This is a genomic window from Tahibacter soli, from assembly GCF_025717065.2.
Classification (GTDB): domain Bacteria; phylum Pseudomonadota; class Gammaproteobacteria; order Xanthomonadales; family Rhodanobacteraceae; genus Tahibacter; species Tahibacter soli.
Genome location: NZ_JAOVZO020000017.1, coordinates 19,863 through 36,216 on the forward strand (window position 1 = coordinate 19,863; position 16,354 = coordinate 36,216).

Annotated in this window: 18 protein-coding genes; 12 read left to right on the forward strand and 6 right to left on the reverse strand. The window is 68.0% G+C overall.

Annotated elements, in window-relative coordinates; genetic code table 11:
• Positions 1-234 precede the first annotated feature (234 nt).
• Complete coding sequence (locus OD750_RS11335) at positions 235-612, reverse strand: hypothetical protein (protein ID WP_272841933.1); 378 nt, start codon at positions 610-612, stop codon at positions 235-237.
• 115 nt (positions 613-727) lie between these two features.
• On the opposite strand from OD750_RS11335, the gene OD750_RS11340 reads away from it, so the two are divergent.
• The 7 genes from OD750_RS11340 to OD750_RS11370 all read left to right on the forward strand — a co-directional run bounded on the left by OD750_RS11340 (position 728) and on the right by OD750_RS11370 (position 5,941).
• Positions 728-1,039 carry a type II toxin-antitoxin system HicB family antitoxin gene (locus tag OD750_RS11340; protein WP_263545351.1) on the forward strand — a complete coding sequence of 104 codons (312 nt, stop codon included), beginning with the start codon at positions 728-730 and terminating at the stop codon, positions 1,037-1,039.
• Positions 1,040-1,177: 138 nt separating this feature from the next.
• Positions 1,178-1,366, forward strand: a complete 189-nt coding sequence (locus tag OD750_RS11345; protein WP_263545352.1) for a hypothetical protein — start codon at positions 1,178-1,180, stop codon at positions 1,364-1,366.
• A gap of 132 nt (positions 1,367-1,498) precedes the next feature.
• Positions 1,499-1,702, forward strand: a complete 204-nt coding sequence (locus tag OD750_RS11350) for a hypothetical protein (RefSeq protein WP_263545353.1) — start codon at positions 1,499-1,501, stop codon at positions 1,700-1,702.
• Between the two features lie 237 nt (positions 1,703-1,939).
• Positions 1,940-2,947 carry a two-component system sensor histidine kinase NtrB gene (locus tag OD750_RS11355; RefSeq protein ID WP_263545354.1) on the forward strand — a complete coding sequence of 336 codons (1,008 nt, stop codon included), beginning with the start codon at positions 1,940-1,942 and terminating at the stop codon, positions 2,945-2,947.
• Positions 2,940-4,355 carry a nitrogen regulation protein NR(I) gene (gene ntrC, locus OD750_RS11360; RefSeq protein WP_263545355.1) on the forward strand — a complete coding sequence of 472 codons (1,416 nt, stop codon included), beginning with the start codon at positions 2,940-2,942 and terminating at the stop codon, positions 4,353-4,355. The genes OD750_RS11355 and ntrC overlap by 8 nt, the downstream gene beginning before the upstream one ends.
• Positions 4,356-4,567: 212 nt before the next feature.
• Positions 4,568-5,338 carry a hypothetical protein gene (locus OD750_RS11365; RefSeq protein ID WP_263545356.1) on the forward strand — a complete coding sequence of 257 codons (771 nt, stop codon included), beginning with the start codon at positions 4,568-4,570 and terminating at the stop codon, positions 5,336-5,338.
• Positions 5,339-5,476: 138 nt separating this feature from the next.
• A complete protein-coding gene (locus OD750_RS11370; protein ID WP_263545357.1) occupies positions 5,477-5,941 on the forward strand; it encodes a GNAT family N-acetyltransferase in 465 nt (154 codons plus the stop codon).
• Positions 5,942-5,957: 16 nt separating this feature from the next.
• Here OD750_RS11370 and folE read toward each other — a convergent pair whose 3' ends face one another.
• From folE to radC, 3 genes are all read right to left on the reverse strand, one after another.
• Positions 5,958-6,560, reverse strand: a complete 603-nt coding sequence (gene folE / locus OD750_RS11375) for a GTP cyclohydrolase I FolE (protein WP_263545358.1) — start codon at positions 6,558-6,560, stop codon at positions 5,958-5,960.
• Between the two features lie 32 nt (positions 6,561-6,592).
• Positions 6,593-7,774 carry a hypothetical protein gene (locus OD750_RS11380; protein ID WP_263545359.1) on the reverse strand — a complete coding sequence of 394 codons (1,182 nt, stop codon included), beginning with the start codon at positions 7,772-7,774 and terminating at the stop codon, positions 6,593-6,595.
• 68 nt (positions 7,775-7,842) lie between these two features.
• Positions 7,843-8,514: a RadC family protein gene (radC, locus tag OD750_RS11385; RefSeq protein ID WP_263545360.1), complete on the reverse strand. Its 672-nt coding sequence runs from the start codon at positions 8,512-8,514 to the stop codon at positions 7,843-7,845.
• A gap of 122 nt (positions 8,515-8,636) precedes the next feature.
• Between radC and coaBC the strand changes: the two genes are divergently transcribed.
• Genes coaBC through OD750_RS11400 form a run of 3 tightly spaced genes read left to right on the forward strand, consistent with a single transcriptional unit; the run spans position 8,637 to position 12,778 of the window.
• Positions 8,637-9,854: a bifunctional phosphopantothenoylcysteine decarboxylase/phosphopantothenate--cysteine ligase CoaBC gene (gene coaBC / locus OD750_RS11390; protein ID WP_263545361.1), complete on the forward strand. Its 1,218-nt coding sequence runs from the start codon at positions 8,637-8,639 to the stop codon at positions 9,852-9,854.
• Positions 9,851-10,306 (forward strand): dUTP diphosphatase, encoded by a 456-nt coding sequence (gene dut, locus OD750_RS11395; RefSeq protein WP_263545362.1) that lies wholly within the window; start codon positions 9,851-9,853, stop codon positions 10,304-10,306. The genes coaBC and dut overlap by 4 nt, the downstream gene beginning before the upstream one ends.
• A gap of 15 nt (positions 10,307-10,321) precedes the next feature.
• Positions 10,322-12,778 carry a phosphomannomutase/phosphoglucomutase gene (locus OD750_RS11400; RefSeq protein ID WP_272841934.1) on the forward strand — a complete coding sequence of 819 codons (2,457 nt, stop codon included), beginning with the start codon at positions 10,322-10,324 and terminating at the stop codon, positions 12,776-12,778.
• Positions 12,779-12,826: 48 nt separating this feature from the next.
• Here the strand turns inward: OD750_RS11400 and OD750_RS11405 are convergent, their stop codons facing one another.
• Both OD750_RS11405 and pyrE read right to left on the reverse strand, forming a co-directional pair.
• Positions 12,827-13,480, reverse strand: coding sequence for a DUF4124 domain-containing protein (locus OD750_RS11405; protein ID WP_263545363.1), 654 nt, complete (start codon positions 13,478-13,480; stop codon positions 12,827-12,829).
• A 144-nt stretch (positions 13,481-13,624) separates the two neighbouring features.
• Positions 13,625-14,266, reverse strand: a complete 642-nt coding sequence (gene pyrE / locus OD750_RS11410; protein ID WP_263545364.1) for an orotate phosphoribosyltransferase — start codon at positions 14,264-14,266, stop codon at positions 13,625-13,627.
• A 162-nt stretch (positions 14,267-14,428) separates the two neighbouring features.
• Here pyrE and OD750_RS11415 point away from each other — a divergent pair, with 162 nt between their 5' ends.
• Together OD750_RS11415 and OD750_RS11420 are read left to right on the forward strand one after the other, a co-directional pair.
• Positions 14,429-15,490 (forward strand): sensor histidine kinase, encoded by a 1,062-nt coding sequence (locus tag OD750_RS11415; protein ID WP_263545365.1) that lies wholly within the window; start codon positions 14,429-14,431, stop codon positions 15,488-15,490.
• Positions 15,487-16,287: a LytR/AlgR family response regulator transcription factor gene (locus tag OD750_RS11420; protein ID WP_263545366.1), complete on the forward strand. Its 801-nt coding sequence runs from the start codon at positions 15,487-15,489 to the stop codon at positions 16,285-16,287. Before OD750_RS11415 ends, OD750_RS11420 begins: the two co-directional genes overlap by 4 nt.
• The last annotated feature ends 67 nt before the right edge of the window (positions 16,288-16,354 follow it).

The window sequence follows — 16,354 nt, forward strand, 5'->3', positions numbered from 1 at the left end:
CTGCGCGGGGCGGGCCGTCGCGCTCTGGCGTGGCGTCGAGGCCAACCGTACTACAAGTCGAAATCGAGGTAGCGCGCGATGATGGAGCCTTCCATCTGCTCGCTGCGGCGGTGCGCGGCGAGCACGGCGTCGAGGTGGTACAGCGTGATCGAACGCCGAGCCTCGCTACCGCCCTCGGTTTGAACTACCGAGGAATCCTCGGTAGTTGCTTCGCGGACGAGTTCGCCGTCCTCTTTATCGACTCGCGAACTGGGGGCGCTCGGTGGCGATGCGTTCCAGGGTGCGAGCGATACGATCGCGCGCGACGCCGAGTACCGCGACGAAGTCGAGTTGCGCGGAGATGTAGCACTCGATCGCGGAAGCCTGCTCGGGCAGAAGACTGGCGGTTTCCTCGGACTTGCCGAAGCGTTCGACGAGTTGCTCGGAATCGTTGGCAAGAACGGCGAGCGCTAAGCGCCGCGGGATATGCGACTCGACATCCTGCAACGACGCTTCGAGATCGTGCATTTGTGCCATCGTGAACATGGCGGGGAAGGTGGCGGGCGCTCGCTTGCGCGAGCTGCGAGACTTGGCGGTGGTCGCGCGAGAACGGGAGTTTCCTTTCGTCGACATGGGCACTTCCTCGTGGCGGGCGGATGGACGGCGATGCACCTGTTTCAGGTGCATTCGAGCATGCCACTATTTTAGTGTCAAGTGCCGAGACCTGCCGCAGTGGCATACTGGCCGCATGGCAGACCAAGAACCCATCAAGACGCAGCTGCGGCTCTCGCCGGAACTCCACCAACGAATGACGGCTGCCGCGAAGGAATCGGGGCGATCGATGAATGCCGAGATCGTTCATCGTCTGGAGGGCAGCCTTGGCGTGGCGCTGGCGAATGAGCCGGGAGCGCCGCGAGCCGTGGCTTTGCTGTCGGCTATCGCAGAACACGCCGAAACGCTTCGGGCACTGGGGCGCGAACTTGGGAAGCTCGACGAGAAAGAGATTGCTGCGGGCTTCGTCGAGAGAGGAGGGGCACCGCCCAGGCGGCGGGCACGCTAGGCTCGATGTCGGCACCGACAATGTCGGCCTGCATCCCAAGAAGACCTACGAGGACGGTGAACCCATCCGGGAAGGGTCTATCGAGAAGTCCTCGGTAGATCCCTCCATAAAGGAAGCAATCTTCAGGACGACAAGGGTATGAGCAAGAAGATCATCGTGATCGCAGGCCCGAACGGCGCGGGCAAGACAACGTTCGCGCGTTCGTTCTTGCCGCAAGAAGCGCATTGCCCGCGCGTCATCAATGCCGACTTGATCTCTACCCGACGCCGAGGTCGCTATCGCTCGCGTCGCCGGGCGCGTGCGGCAAGGTGGGCACGACATTCCTGAAGACGTGATCCGCCGCCGCTTTGCTGCGGGCCTGTACAACTTCGAAAACGCGTACAAACTGCTGGTAAACGCTTGGACCACATACAACAACCAAGGCGAGAGCCCGATCCTGCTGGAGTGGGTAGAAAACCCGTGACTACGAAAGACATCTCCGAAGCAGAAGACCCCGATTTGCGCGCCTCCATCGCGGCGATGCGTCGCGCGGCTGAGCTCGCCCGTGAAACCGCCATTCGCACTGATACGGATCTTGTCGTCGTGAAGGACGGTCGGCTTGTCCGCATCCCGGCGCACGTTTTGCGTGAAACGCGTGCTGCTGTGATGAAGAAGACTACATAACCACCAGCCCGCAACAGCAGGTGGCGATTTCCTGGATAAGCTTGGCGATGGTGTCCTTGAGACCTTGTGCCATCCGGTCACTCCCGAACGTGGAGTCTTTCTGGGTAGCACGCGCGACGGCCATGTTGCCTAGGGCACAGACATTGCTGTTTTGCCCAATTCGAAGCGGCACACGAGCTGCGGCCCTGATGGGTGTCGTTGCACTATGATGGTGCGGACTCCCCCGTTCGCACCATCGTGGAAATCACCGCCCTCTGGAACCAGCTCAGCACGGCCGTCGCGCACATCGACGACGGCCTGCGTCTGCGCGCCCCGAACGCCGCGCTGTGCGAACTGCTCGGCCTCAGCGCCCGTCGCCTCGAGGGCGAATCCTTGGCGCTGCTCGCCCCCGAGCGCGCCGAGCTGCCGGACGCCGCGCGCCGCGCCGCCGCCGAGCAGCGCATCGTGCAGTTGCGCGCGTTTTCGCTCGCGCCGCCGCTCGGCGATCCGGTCACCGTCGACATCGCCTTCAGCCCGCTGCCCGACGGCGGCGTGCTCCTCGAGATTCACGCGCTGCCGCCGGCGTTGCCGGAGTCGACCGTGCGCCTGTCCGAATCGCTGCGCGGTTTCGCGCACGAGGTGAAGAATCCGCTCGCCGGTTTGCGCGGTGCCGCTCAGCTGCTCGGTCGTCGCGTCGCCGAGCCGGAGTTGAAGGAACTTGCCGATCTCATCATCGCCGAGGCCGATCGCCTCGGTGCGCTCGCCAATCGCCTTTTGCAAGGTTCCGGTAAGCCACATCTGGCCGTTGTGAACATTCACGAGGTGCTCGAGCGCGTCGCCGCCTTGCTCGCCGCGCAGGAGCGCGCGCCGATGCTCACGCGCGACTTCGATCCGAGTCTGCCGCCGTTGCGCGGCGACGCCGATCGCCTGACGCAGCTGTTGCTCAACCTTGGCCGCAACGCGATCGAGGCCGGCGCCGATCGCGTCGTGCTGCGCAGCCGTGCCGAGCACGGCGCGCGCATCGGCGAGCGCGTCGTGCGGCTCGCATTGCGCGTCGACGTGCTCGACAACGGCCGAGGCGTGCCGCCCGCGCTTGCCGACACCTTGTTCTTGCCCATGGTCAGCGGTCGCGCCGACGGCAGCGGTCTCGGCCTCGCGGTGTGCCGCGAGATCGCGCGCGAGCACGGCGGCGCGGTGAGCTGCCGCAGCCGGCCCGGCGAAACCGTGTTCACGCTGTTGCTGCCGTTCGGAGATTCGCATGGCTGATCGCGCGCCGCCCGACGCGGCAACCCTCTGGCTCGCCGACGACGATCGCGGCGTGCGCTTCGTGCTGGCCGCCGCGCTGCGCGAAGCCGGCCTCGCGGTGCGCGAATTCGAAAACGGCGATGCGCTGCTCGCCGCGCTCGGCGGCGACGCGCCCGATCTCGTGTTCACCGATGTGCGCATGCCCGGCGTCGGCGGCCTCGCGCTGCTCGAACGCCTGCACGCCGAGCGTCCCGCGCTGCCGGTCATCGTGATGAGCGCGTACACCGATATCGCGACGACGGCCGCGGCGTATCGCCACGGCGCGTTCGACTATCTGCCGAAGCCTTTCGATCTCGACCAGGCGGTGGAAGCCGCGCAGCGCGCGCTGGCGCAGCGGCGCACGTCGGCGCCGCCGCCGGCCGCGCCGGCGCGCGATCCCGATCTCGAGCTGATCGGCCACTCGCCGCGCATGCGCGAAGTGTTTCGCGCGATCGGCCGCGTCGCCGCGAGCGGCCTCAACGTGCTGATCACCGGCGAAACCGGCACCGGCAAGGAGCTCGTCGCGCGCGCGCTGCATCGCCACAGTGCGCGCGCCGATCGCGCGTTCGTGGCGTTGAATACCGCGGCGATTCCGTCGGAACTGCTCGAGTCGGAACTGTTCGGCCACGAGGCCGGCGCGTTCACCGGCGCCACGCGCCGTCATCCCGGCCGCTTCGAGCAGGCCGATCGCGGCATGCTGTTTCTCGACGAAATCGGCGATATGCCGCTTTTGCTGCAAACGCGACTTTTGCGCGTTCTGGCGGAAGGCGAGTTCTACCGCGTCGGCGGTCGCGAGCTGATTCGCGCCGACGTGCGCGTGATTGCGGCGACGCATCAGGATCTGGAGGCGAAGGTCGCGCGCGGCGAGTTTCGCGCCGATCTCCTGCACCGCCTCGACGTCGTGCGCATCCAGCTGCCGGCGCTGCGCGAGCGGCGCGAGGACATCGCGCTGCTCGCCGAACATTTTCTCGCGCGCGCCGCGCACGAGATGCGTCTGGAACCGAAACGCTGGTCGGCCGCGGCGCTCTCGGCGCTCGCGGGTTTCGACTGGCCGGGCAACGTTCGGCAGCTCGAAAACCTGTGCCGGCGGCTCGCCGTGATGGCGCCGGGTCGCGAAATCCGACCCGGCGATCTGCCGTTCGACTCGGTTGTCCCAGCACCGTCCGGCGAAGCGGACTGGACCGTCGCGTTGCGCCTGTGGGCGGAGCGCGAGCTCGCACTCGGGCGGGAGAAGCTGCATACCCGGGCGTCGGGAGAGCTCGAGCGCGTGCTGTTCGACGCCGCGCTCAAGGCGCATGACGGGCATCGCCAGAACGCAGCCAATGCTTTAGGTTTGGGTCGTAACACCTTGACCCGCAAGCTCGGAAGCTCCCGCCCCCGACGCCGCTGAGGCGACCGGCCGCAACGTGGCCGTATTTGCCGAAAACGCTCCGATTGCGCTTCGAATTCGCAGTACTTGTTTCACTAGCCTATACCGTGGAGGATGGTACGGGCCGGGAGTCGTCGCGTGCGTTCGGGGGGTCTGCGGGTGGGCGGACCAAAAGGTACGACGACGGCCAGGTCAATGCAGTTCCTGCTCTGAACCTTGGCTTGGGGGTTTACATGTTTACGTTGAGAACTTTGTTTGCGTCAGCGCTGTTGCTGGCGACCGGCGGCGCCTTTGCCCAGGGGACGATCACCTCGGGCGGCGCGAGCTACGTACACACCGCGTCGCACTGGGACGTCTCGCCCGAAGCGAACTTCACCGGCGTCGGTACCGGCGATCAGCTGTTCGAATCGGGCTGGTGGTTCCGCATCGAAGGCGACACGCAGGAAACCGTGTTCACTGCGCCGACGTCGAGCAACTACACCGGCAACACCGCGACGCTCAACTGGACCGACCTCGCCGGCCGGGGCCTCGGCGTTGCCAAGACGATCGTGCTGACGAGCCCGGGCGCGGGTCAAGGCGAAGCCGGCACGACGATCGCCGTGACGAACAACGGTGCGTCGGCGATCACGCTGCATCTGTTCAACATGGCCGACCTCGACGTGAACGGTAGCGCCGGCACCGACAATGCCGTCGTCGTGGACGCCAACAACCGTTACATTCGCATCAACGATGCGACGGCCGGGCAGTGCGAGTATCGCGGACCGGGTTCCGTCGGTTACCTCGTGCTGCCGTTCGCGGCGGCGACCGACGTTGCCGCGCAGCTGTCGAACACGACGGTGACGAACTTCGCGAACACCGGCCTGCCGTTCGGCCCCGGCGATTTCACCGGCGGCTTCCAGTGGACGCTGCAGCTCGCCCCCGGCGCCACCGGCACGGTGCAGCTGTACATCGCCTGCAACACGACCGCGACGCCGGTCTCGCTGCAGCGCTTCAGCGTCGACTGATCGTTCGCGATCCGGGTATGCGAAAGGGCGGCCGACGGCCGCCCTTTCTTTTGGCGATTGACCCGGCCGCGCGCCGCGGGAAAAGTACGGCCCGTGGCTGCCGCGACGGCGCCGCGAACCGACACGAACGAGACCCGCATGACCGACATCACGATACGCGCCGCGACGCGCGACGACATCGCCTTTCTCGTCGACGCCAACGCGTCGATGGCATGGGAAACCGAACGCAAGACGCTCGATCGCGACGTGCTCGCGCGCGGCGTCGCCGCGGTGTTCGACGAACCGCGGCGCGGCTTCTACCGTATCGCCGAACGCGACGGCGCCGCGGTCGGCTGCCTCCTGATCACGTTCGAATGGAGCGACTGGCGCAACGGCGACTGGTGGTGGATCCAGAGCGTCTACGTGTCGCCGACCGCGCGGCGGGGCGGCGTGTTCGGCGCGCTGTACCGCGACGTCGAGGGTCAGGCGCGCGCGAACGGCGCGGTCGGGCTGCGGCTGTACGTGGAATGGGAGAACGAGCGGGCGCAGCGCACGTACGCCGTGCTCGGCATGCAGCAGGAGCATTACCACATGTATCGAACAGGATTTGTCGCGTTCGATTGATCGGCCGGCGGAGCGCTCAGCGGTAGCGCCCCGGCATCGCGATGAATTGCAGGAACTCGGCGCGCGTGCGCGCGTCTTCGCGGAACGTGCCGAGCATCTGGCTCGTGGTCATCGACACGCCGGTCTTGTGCACGCCGCGCGTCGTCATGCACTGGTGTGCGGCCTCGACGACGACGGCGACGCCGCGGGGATGCAGCACGTCTTCGATGCAGTGCGCGATCTGCGCGGTCATTTTCTCCTGCACCTGGAACCGCCGCGCGAAGCCTTCGACGACGCGCGCGAGCTTGGAGATGCCCACGACCTTGTCGGTCGGCAGGTAGCCCACGTGCGCGCGGCCGATGATCGGCGCCATGTGGTGCTCGCAGTGCGATTCGAATTCGATGTCGCGCAGGACGATCATTTCGTCGTAGCCGGCCACTTCCTCGAACGTGCGGCGCAGGTATTCGGCCGGATCGGATTCGTAGCCGGAGAACCAGTCTCCGTACGCGTCGACAACGCGGCGCGGCGTGTCGATGAGGCCCTCGCGGGTGGGATCGTCGCCGGACCAGCGCAGCAGCGTGCGGATCGCGGCTTCGGCGTCGGCGCGCGCAACGCCGTGCCGGGTGTCGTCGGAACTCATGCGTGCTTCCAGGCAGCAAAAGGATGCCTAGTCTACGCCTCGCGCGTGAGGATCTCGTCGGTCAGGCGGCGCAGGGTTGCGATCACCTCGCTGCCGCTGCGCGGCCTGCCGGACATCGCCACGCGCGCGCGCAGCGCCATCGTCAGCGCCTTGAGCGGCGCGGCGTTCGATTGTTTCGCGGCGGAAAACGCGTGCCGGCCGACGTCGGAGTTGAAGCGGTGCAGGTCGAAGAAGAAGCGTTCCTGGCCGTCGGTCAGAAAGCCGAGCACGGGCAGCGCGGACGCGGCGTCGTCCGGCGACCGGTGGCAGCGCATTTCGCGTTCGAGGCACAGCCGCGTGCCGGTTTCGACGAAGCGCGCGAACGGTTCGGCGACGTTCGCGGTGTCGAGGTCGGCCGCGATCAGCGCCAGGTCGAGCGCATGCGCGATCGCCGGATCGTCCCGCCAGCCCGGCACGTGCTTGTCGAGCTTCGCGTCGAGCTTGGAGGCGAGCGCGCCGCCGGACTGCACGAGGTCGACCGAGTTGTATTCCCAGTCTTTCGCCGGCGGTCGCGCATCGAACGTCGAACCCGCGATGGTGAGTTCGAGCCCGACGTAGAAGCGCGCGTCGCGTTCGCGCGAAAAGCCGACGCGGTCGAGGATGCGGAACGCCTCTTCGATGCTCGCGCGCTCGTTGCTGCCGACGCCGGCGCTGTACTCGGCCGGCTCGCGCTGGCGCAGGTCGTGGCACGCGGCGAACAGGCCCAGCAGCAGCCAGTCGGCGAGGCCGAGCGCGTCGCGCCCGATCTCGTCCATCAGCCGCGCGATGCGGCTGTCGAAGATTTCCAGAATGTGCTGTTCGTTGTGATACGCGTGGAAGTCGTCGCCCCAGCTGCCGTGACGCAGGGCCAGGCGCGCGTAGGCGAGTTCGACCGCGGCGTCGCAGCGATCGAGCAGCGGCGCGTCGGCGCCGGACGCGAGCGGCGCCAGCGCGACGCGTCGGCGCGCGAGCGCATCGGCGAGCCCGGACGGCCGCGCCGCGAGGCGCGCCCGCGCGCGCGCGACGTCCGGCACGGCGTGCTCGGTCGCATCTTCGGCGAATGAATGCGGAAACGGCAGGATCACGTGCGACCGGGCCCTCTCCAAGCCGACCGCAGTATAGGGCCTCGACGGCTTTTCGGTAGCGGTTCTGAGCGGGACGGCGAGCGTCGCGGCGAGGTCGGGTCGCAGATTCATGCCCGCCCCATTGTTCATGGATTCCACAATGCCGCCGTGCGGCGGTTGGCAGATCGATGCCGTGGCGTTCAGAGCCAGCCGCGCTGCGCCATCGACACCGGGGCGCCGGCGCCGATGACGAAATGATCGAGCAGGCGCACGCCGATCAGCCCCACGGCCTGGCGCAGCTCGAGCGTCAGCATGCGGTCGGCTTCGCTCGGCTCGCATTCGCCCGACGGGTGGTTGTGCGCGACGATGATCGCGGCGGCGTTGTGGCGCATGCAGGCGCGCACGACTTCGCGCGCGTGCACCATCGTGCCGTCGACGGTGCCGCGAAACAGCTCTTCGAACGCGATCACGCGGTTGCGCGTGTCGAGAAAGAGGCTCGCGAACACCTCGTACGGGTAGCCGTGCAGCCGCGCGCGCAGATAGGCGGCGGAGTCGAGCGGGTTGGTCAGGCAGTTGTCGCGGCGCAGGTCTTCGGCGAGGCAGCGCCGGGCGAGTTCCAGTCCGGCCATGAGGCGGCTCGCCTTGGCTTTGCCGACGCCGCGCGGCCTCGGCATTCCCGTGCGCAGATCGAGCAGCGAGCGCAGGCTGCCGGCGTTGCGGATCAGGTCGCGGCCGAGATCCACCGCGTTGCGGCCGCGCGTGCCGCTGCCGATCAGGATCGCGACGAGCTCCGCGTCGGACAGCGCGTGCGCGCCCAGCGCGAGCAGTTTTTCGCGCGGCCGTTCGTGCTCCGGCCAGCTGAGTATGTTCATGAGGGGGTTTCCGCGCTGCGATTCCGTGCGCCTAGATTAGTCAGGAGCGTGCAGTGGAGCCGAGCGCCGGACGCCGGCTTTCCCTTAAGCTATCGACGCGTGGTTTCCTAGGAATCTTCCGAATGGGTGTTACAGGGCTGGCGCAGGTGCGCATCCTGCTCGGCGTGTCCGGCGGCATCGCGGCATACAAGGGCGCCGACCTCGTGCGTCGCCTGCGCGACGCGGGCTGCGAGGTGCGCGTGGTGATGACCGAATCGGCCGCGCGCTTCGTCACGCCGCTGACGTTCCAGGCCTTGTCCGGCAATCCGGTGCGGTCGAGCCTGTGGGACGAATCGGCCGAAGCGGCGATGGGGCATATCGAGCTTGCGCGCTGGGCCGACCAGATTCTCGTCGCGCCCGCGTCGGCCGACGTCATCGCGCGGCTGGCGCACGGCATGGCGAACGATCTTCTGACGACGCTGTGCCTGGCGAGCGCCTCGCCGCTCGCCGTCGCGCCGGCGATGAACCAGCAGATGTGGGCCAATCCCGCGACGCAGGAGAACGTGCAGACGCTGCGCAGGCGCGGCGTCGCGATCTTCGGGCCGGCATCCGGTTCGCAGGCCTGCGGCGAGTTCGGTTCGGGCCGGCTGCTCGAGGCGATGGAGATCGTCGCGGAGCTGGCGCGCTCGCGCGGCCCGCACGAACTGGCCGGCGTCAACGTCGTCGTCAGCGCGGGCCCCACCTACGAAGACATCGATCCGGTGCGCTTTCTCGGCAACCGCAGCTCCGGCCGCATGGGCTTCGCGGTCGCCGAAGCCGCGGCCGAGCAGGGCGCGAACGTGACGCTCGTGGCGGGGCCGGTGCACCTTTCGACGCCCCGCGGCGTACGCCGCATCGACGTGCGCAGCGCGCGCGAGATGCATGCCGCGGTGCTGTCGGCCGCGGCCCAGGCCGACATCTATATCGCGGCGGCGGCCGTGGGCGACTTCCGGCCCTCGGAGATCGCCGCGCACAAGATCAAGAAGCAGGGCGACGGCGGCCTGAGCCTCGTCCTGACCCAGAATCCCGACATCCTCGCCGACATCGCGGGTCTCGCGCGCCGGCCGTTCCTGGTCGGCTTCGCCGCCGAGACCGAAAATCTCGAGGCGTACGCGCGCGCCAAGCTCGAGCGCAAGCGGCTCGATCTCGTCGCGGCGAACCGCGTCGGCAACGGCCTGGGTTTCGAAACCGACGAGAACGCGATCACGCTGATTTCGGCCGACGGCGCCGAACAGCTGCCGACTGCGCCAAAGTGCGAGCTGGCGCGCGATCTGGTCGGCCGCATCGCCGCACGCTATCGCGCAAAGCGGGATGCCGCATGATCGACGTCGACGTGAAGATTCTCGATCCGCGCGTCGGATCGGAGATTCCGCTGCCCGCCTACGCGACCGACGGTTCGGCCGGACTCGACCTGCGTGCGGCGCTGACCGCGCCGCTGACGCTGGCGGCGGGCCAGGCCGAGCTGATTCCGACCGGCATCGCGATCCATATCGGCGATCCGGGCTACTGCGCGGTGATCCTGCCGCGTTCGGGACTCGGCCATAAGCAGGGAGTCGTGCTCGGCAATCTCGTCGGCCTGATCGACGCCGACTACCAGGGGCCGCTGATGATTTCGTGCTGGAACCGCTCGGACCGCGCATTTACGATCGCGCCCGGCGACCGCATCGCGCAGATCGTTTTTCTGCCGGTGGCTCACGCGCGTTTTCGGCTGGTCGACGAATTCGTACCGACGGTGCGCGGCACGGGCGGCTTCGGCTCGTCCGGTACTGCCTGACAGGGAGTGGAGCGGATGAAGAAGACGAACGGCGCCGGCAACGGCGGCAAGGCGATCGCCGCGCCGGCTCAGGCGGATTCCGCGCCGAAAGCCGCGCGCAGGCTGCCGTCCGTGAACGTGGACTGGCACCGCTTCCTGCCGGTCGCGGCAGCGACGCTGCTGCTGGTCACGGCGCTGTTCTGCGCCTGGCAGATGGTGCAGGTGTGGCTCGACGCCGATGCGCGCAGCTCGCTCAACGAGCAGCGCGTTCGCGTCGCGCAGGCGCTGTCGGAACGGGTCGCCGAAAGCCACGCGAAAGTGCAGGCGGCGCTCGCGGCGCCGGCGGTTCTCGAGGCGCTGGCCGCGGGCGAGTCCGGCCGCGCGCCGGCGCTCGCCGCGCTGCGCCTGGCATTGCCGGAAATGGCCGACGGCGCGTTCTTTTCGCCGACGCTCACCGAAGTGATGTCGAACGATTTTCGCGAGTTCGGTTACGCGAAGGCCGCGCAGCTGATCAAGGCGCAGGGCGGTTCGGCGCCGGTGCAGTCGATCAAATACGGCAAGGATGCGCGCCTTCTGAGCTTCGCCGAGCCGATCAAGGGCGCCGACGGCCAGCCGCTCGCGGTCGCGTGGGTCGCGCTGCCGAGCGGACCGCTGCTGACGGCGTTCGCGAGCGCCGCGGACGTGGGCCTGGGCCGCCTGGAGCTGCGCCAGGGCGACGGCAGCCGCGGCGATCTCGTGCTGACCGGCGTGGGCTCGGGCACCGAGCGCCGCGCGTACGATTTCGACAACGGCTACCCGGTCGAGGGCAGCGCGTTCCGCGTCGCGTCGCAGCCGCCCGACCTGTATATCGCTGCGCCCGACAATCCGTGGCTGATGCTCGTGCTGACGATCCTGTTCGGCGGCGCGGGCATGATCGCGCTGTGGCTGCGCAAGGTCGGCCTGCAGGCCGGCATGGCCAAGCTGACCGGCAAGCTCGGCGGCGCGAAGGAAGACGCCGGCTCGCAGCTGACGATGGCCGAGACGCTCAAGCAGGAGGCGAAGCCCGCACCGCGCGTCGCCGACCGGCCCGCGGCGGCGAAACCGAGTCCGCCGCCCGCGCCGGCGCAGCCGGCGCTCGCGGTCGACCGCAGCATTTTTCGCGCGTACGACATCCGCGGCGTGGTCGGCAAGACGCTCGACCGCAGCGTCGCGCGCCAGATCGGCCGCGCGATCGGCAGCGAAGGCGTCGAGCGCGGCCTGCGCGAAATCGTGGTCGGCCGCGACGGCCGCCTGTCGGGGCCGGACATGGCCGCGGGTCTGATCGAAGGTCTGCGCCAGGCCGGCATGGACGTGATCGACGTCGGCATGGTGCCGACGCCGCTCGTCTACTACGCGACGTTTCATCTCAATACCGGCTCGGGCGTTTCCGTCACCGGCAGCCACAACCCGCCCGACTACAACGGCTTCAAGATCGTGCTGGGCGGCGAAACGCTGGCCGAGAGCGCGATCCAGTCGCTGTACGCGCGCATCGCCGAAAACCGCTTCACGTCGGGCAGCGGCGGCTTGCAGTCGATGGACGTCAAGGCCGACTACATCGATCGCATCGCCGGCGACGTGCAGGTCGATCAGAAGCTCAAGGTCGTCGTCGACTGCGGCAACGGTGTGCCGGGCCTGATCGTGCCGGCCGTGATCGACGCGATCGGCTGCGAGGCGATGCCGCTGTACTGCGACGTCGACGGCGAGTTCCCGAACCATCACCCCGATCCGTCCGACCTGCACAACCTGCGCGACCTGATACTGACGGTCAAGCAGATGAATGCCGACCTGGGTCTCGCCTTCGACGGCGACGGCGACCGCCTCGGCGTCGTGACGAAGAGCGGCGAGGTGATCTTCCCCGACCGCTTGCTGATGCTGTTCGCCAAGGACGTGCTGACGCGCAATCCGGGCGCGTCGATCATCTACGACGTCAAGTGCACCGGCAAACTGCAGCCGGAAATCCTGAAGCACGGCGGCAGCCCGATCCTGTGGAAAACGGGGCATTCGCTGATCAAGGCGAAAATGCGCGAGACCGACGCCGAACTCGCCGGCGAGATGAGCGGCCACTTCTTCTTCAAGGAACGCTGGTACGGCTTCGACGACGGCATCTACGCCGCCGCGCGCCTGCTGGAAATCCTCGCCGGCGACCTCGAAGGCCGCGATCCGCAGGCCGTGTTCGACAGCCTGCCGAAGGGCGTCTCCACGCCCGAGCTCAAGGTCGAGATGCACGAGGGCGAGCACTATCGCTTCATGGACCGCTTCCGCGAACGCGCAAGCTTCGAGGGCGCGCGCGTGACGACGATCGACGGCGTGCGTGCGGACTGGCCGGACGGATGGGGACTCGTGCGCGCGTCGAACACGACGCCGGTGCTCGTGCTGCGCTTCGACGCCGACAGCGACGCGGCGCTCCTGCGCATCAAGGAGACGTATCGCAAGCAGCTGCTGGCGGTCGACGCGAACCTGCACCTGCCGTTCTGACGTATCGCCCGATCGCGTCGCGGCGGCGCTCTGCCGCCGCGGCGCCGGTTACCGGCCTTTGCGCAGGTCGTCCTGCTTCTGCTTGATCTGCCGGTAGTGCGCGATGCTCGTTTCCATCTGCTTCTGCATCGCCTCGCGATCGTTCGTGCGGCGCGCGAGGAACGCGCGCTGCTCGGCGAGGCCGTCCTTCAACGTCGTGATCTGCTTCTGCACCGGCACCGGCACGGGTTTGCCGATGCGTTCCTGCTCGGCCGCGTGATTGAGGCGTTCGGCGAGGTTTTTTTCCTGGCTCGCGATACCGATCTCGGTGGCCTGGATGTTCTGCGTGATGAGATCGATCTGCGCCTGGATCGAGCGGCGCAGATCGTCTTCGGTCGGATACGCCGCGAGCATCTGCGCGTCGGTGCGCGCCGCGTCGTCGGCTTTCTTCTGCTCGGCCGCGGCTTTTTCCGCAGCGGCCTTGGCCGCCGCGAGTTCGTCCGCCGTCTTGGCGCGTTCGACCCGGCGGACCGTGATGCCCTGTTTGTTGACGACTTCGTAGCCGAACTTCACCGCTTCGGGAGGTATCGCGTCCTCGTAGTGCAGCGCGCCGGTCTCGTCGCGCCACTTGTAGCGAACGCGCTCGGTCTGCGCCTGCGCGGAACCCGCGACCACCGACAGTGCGATGCAGCCGAGCATCAACGAACGTAATGCGACACGCATGCTTTCCTCCTCGCCTGCGCGGCAGTATAGGGACCGATCGATCGGACTCCCGGCCACGCGTCCCAAATTGACAAGCCGTTACACGGTCGCCTGGCAGGCTGTCGAGAAACAGCCTGCCAGTGCGATCCATGGATGGATCGCCCGCTAGACGCCGTACTCGCTGCGATACCTCGCCAGGCGCTCCTGTTGCTGCGCCAGTTCCGGCCTTTCCGCGGTCAGGGTCAGAAGATCGGCGAGCCGCGCGATCGCGACGACCGGAATGCCGAACTCCGCCGTCACTTCCTGCGCCGCCGACAGCGCCCCCTGCCCACGCTCCTGCCTATCCAGTGCAATTAGCACGCCAACCGCGGTCGCGCCGTGCGCTGCGATCAGCTGCAACGATTCCCGGATTGCGGTGCCGGCCGTGATCACGTCGTCGACGATCAGCACGCGTCCGGCGAGCGGCGCGCCGATCAGCTGGCCGCCTTCGCCGTGCGTTTTCGCTTCCTTGCGGTTGAAGGCGAACGGTATGTCGCGGTCGTGATCGGCCGCGAGCGCGATCGCCGTTGCTGCCGCGAGCGCGATGCCCTTGTACGCCGGGCCGAACAGCATGTCGTATTCGATGCCGGCGCCGTTCGCCGCGGCGGCGTAGGCGCTGCCGAGACGGCGCAGCGACGCGCCGCTGTCGATCATGCCCGCATTGAAGAAGTACGGGCTGACGCGGCCGGACTTGAGCGTGAACTCGCCGAAGCGCAACACCCGGCGTGCGAGCGCGAGGTCGAGAAAGTCGCGTTGGTAGTCGAGCATGGCGGTGCCTCGTCGAAAATCGCGAGTGTATCGCGCGCCGCGGACGCGGTCGGCGCACCGCTTCGCGGCATACTGCGACAATCGGTGGGCGAAATACGCCGAATCGAACCCGCAGTTTTTTCGAACGCCCTAGCATGGGCGCCCATGGTGGCTCACGTCGACATGTTCAAACGCTTTCTCACCGCGCCGGCCCGATTGTTCTGGATGCTGCAGCTCGTCGGCTGGTTCGGCTACTTCGCGCTGAACTTCCTCGCGGCCGTCGGCTACGGCAAGCCGCTGCACTACGTCTGGGTGTCGGCGGGCTCCGCGCTGGCCGGCCTCGTCGTTACGAGCGTGCTGCGCTACGGGTTCCGCGCGGTGTGGGAATGGCCGACCGGACGCATGGCGCCGGCCGCGGTCGTGCTGTTGCTGTTGGCGACGGCCGTGTACGCGCGCTTCCACGCCGAGGTCGTGTTTCGCTGGTGCATGGACTGCCGGCCGGCGAGCCTCATGGGCTACATCGGGTACTTCGGCACGACGCTGTACGTGATGATGTCGTGGGCCGGCCTGTATTTCGGCATCAAGTTCGGCCGCGCGATCGCGCACGAACGCGAAACGGCGCTCAAGGCCAACGCGGCCGCGCACGAGGCGCAGCTGCGCATGCTGCGCTACCAGCTGAATCCGCATTTCCTGTTCAACACATTGAACGCGATCTCGACGCTGATCCTCGACCAGCAGAACGCGACCGCGAACCGCATGGTCGGCGGCCTGTCGGCGTTCCTGCGGCATTCGCTCGATTCCGATCCGATGCAGCGCGTGACGCTCAACGACGAACTCGAGGCGCTGCAGCGCTACCTCGGCATCGAGCAACTGCGGTTCGGCGAACGGCTGCGCGTGGACGTCGAGGCCGATACCGAAGCGCGCCGCGCGCTCGTGCCGAGCCTGATCCTGCAGCCGCTGATCGAAAACTGCATCAAGTACGCGATTTCCCGGCGCATCGAAGGCGGCACGATCGCGATCCGCGCGAGCGTCGCGCGCGAATGCCTGACCGTGCGCGTGCAGGACGACGGCCCCGGCATGCCCGAATGCCCCGGCAACGGCGGCGGCAACGGCGTGGGGCTCGCCAACACGCGCGAGCGGCTCAAGGTGCTGTACGGCGACCGGCAGCGCGTCGACGTTCTTAACCGGGCCGCCGGCGGCGTCGAAGTCGTCCTCAATCTTCCCTACGAGCCTGTCGCGTCATGACCGCACCGATCCGCACCCTCATCGTCGACGACGAGCCGCTGGCGCGCCGCGGCCTCGAACTGCGTCTCGCCCAGCATGCCGACGTCGATATCGTCGGCCAGGCCGGCAACGGCCGCGAGGCCGGCTTCGCCATCGCGGCGCTGCGTCCCGACCTCATGTTTCTCGACGTGCAGATGCCCGAGGTCGACGGCTTCGCGTTGCTGCGAGGCCTGCCGGCCGAACAGATGCCGCTCACCGTCTTCGTCACCGCCTACGATCAGTACGCGCTCGACGCCTTCTCCGCGTGCGCGGTCGACTATCTGTTGAAGCCGGTCGAAGACGCGCGCCTGGACCAGGCGCTGGCCACGGTGCGCGCGCGGCTCGCGTCGCGCGAGGCCGAAAACAGCCGCGACCGCCTGCTCAAGCTGCTGGCGCAGGTATCCGGGCGGCCCGAACTGACGCTCGCCGACGCGCTGGAGCCGGCCGCGGTCGCAACGCCCGAACGCCTGACGATCAAGGACGGCAACCGCACGGTGCGGCTCGATCCGGAGACGATCCGCTGGATCGACGCGGCCGGCGACTATCTGTGCATCCACACCGACGTCGAAAATTTCGTCATCCGCGCCACGATGCGCGACATGGAACAGCGCCTCGATCCGCGCCGCTTCCAGCGCATCCATCGCTCGACGATCGTCAATCTCGCCTGCGTGCGCGAGCTGCGCTCGCATCTGAACGGCGAATACTTCGTGACGCTCGAAACGGGCCAGACGCTCAAGCTTTCGCGCAGCTACAAGGACAAGGTGCACCTGCTGCACTGACGCGTCCGGACGTACGACTCCGCCGGTCCGGACGACCGCACCCCGTCGCGACGCCGATTCTCGCGCC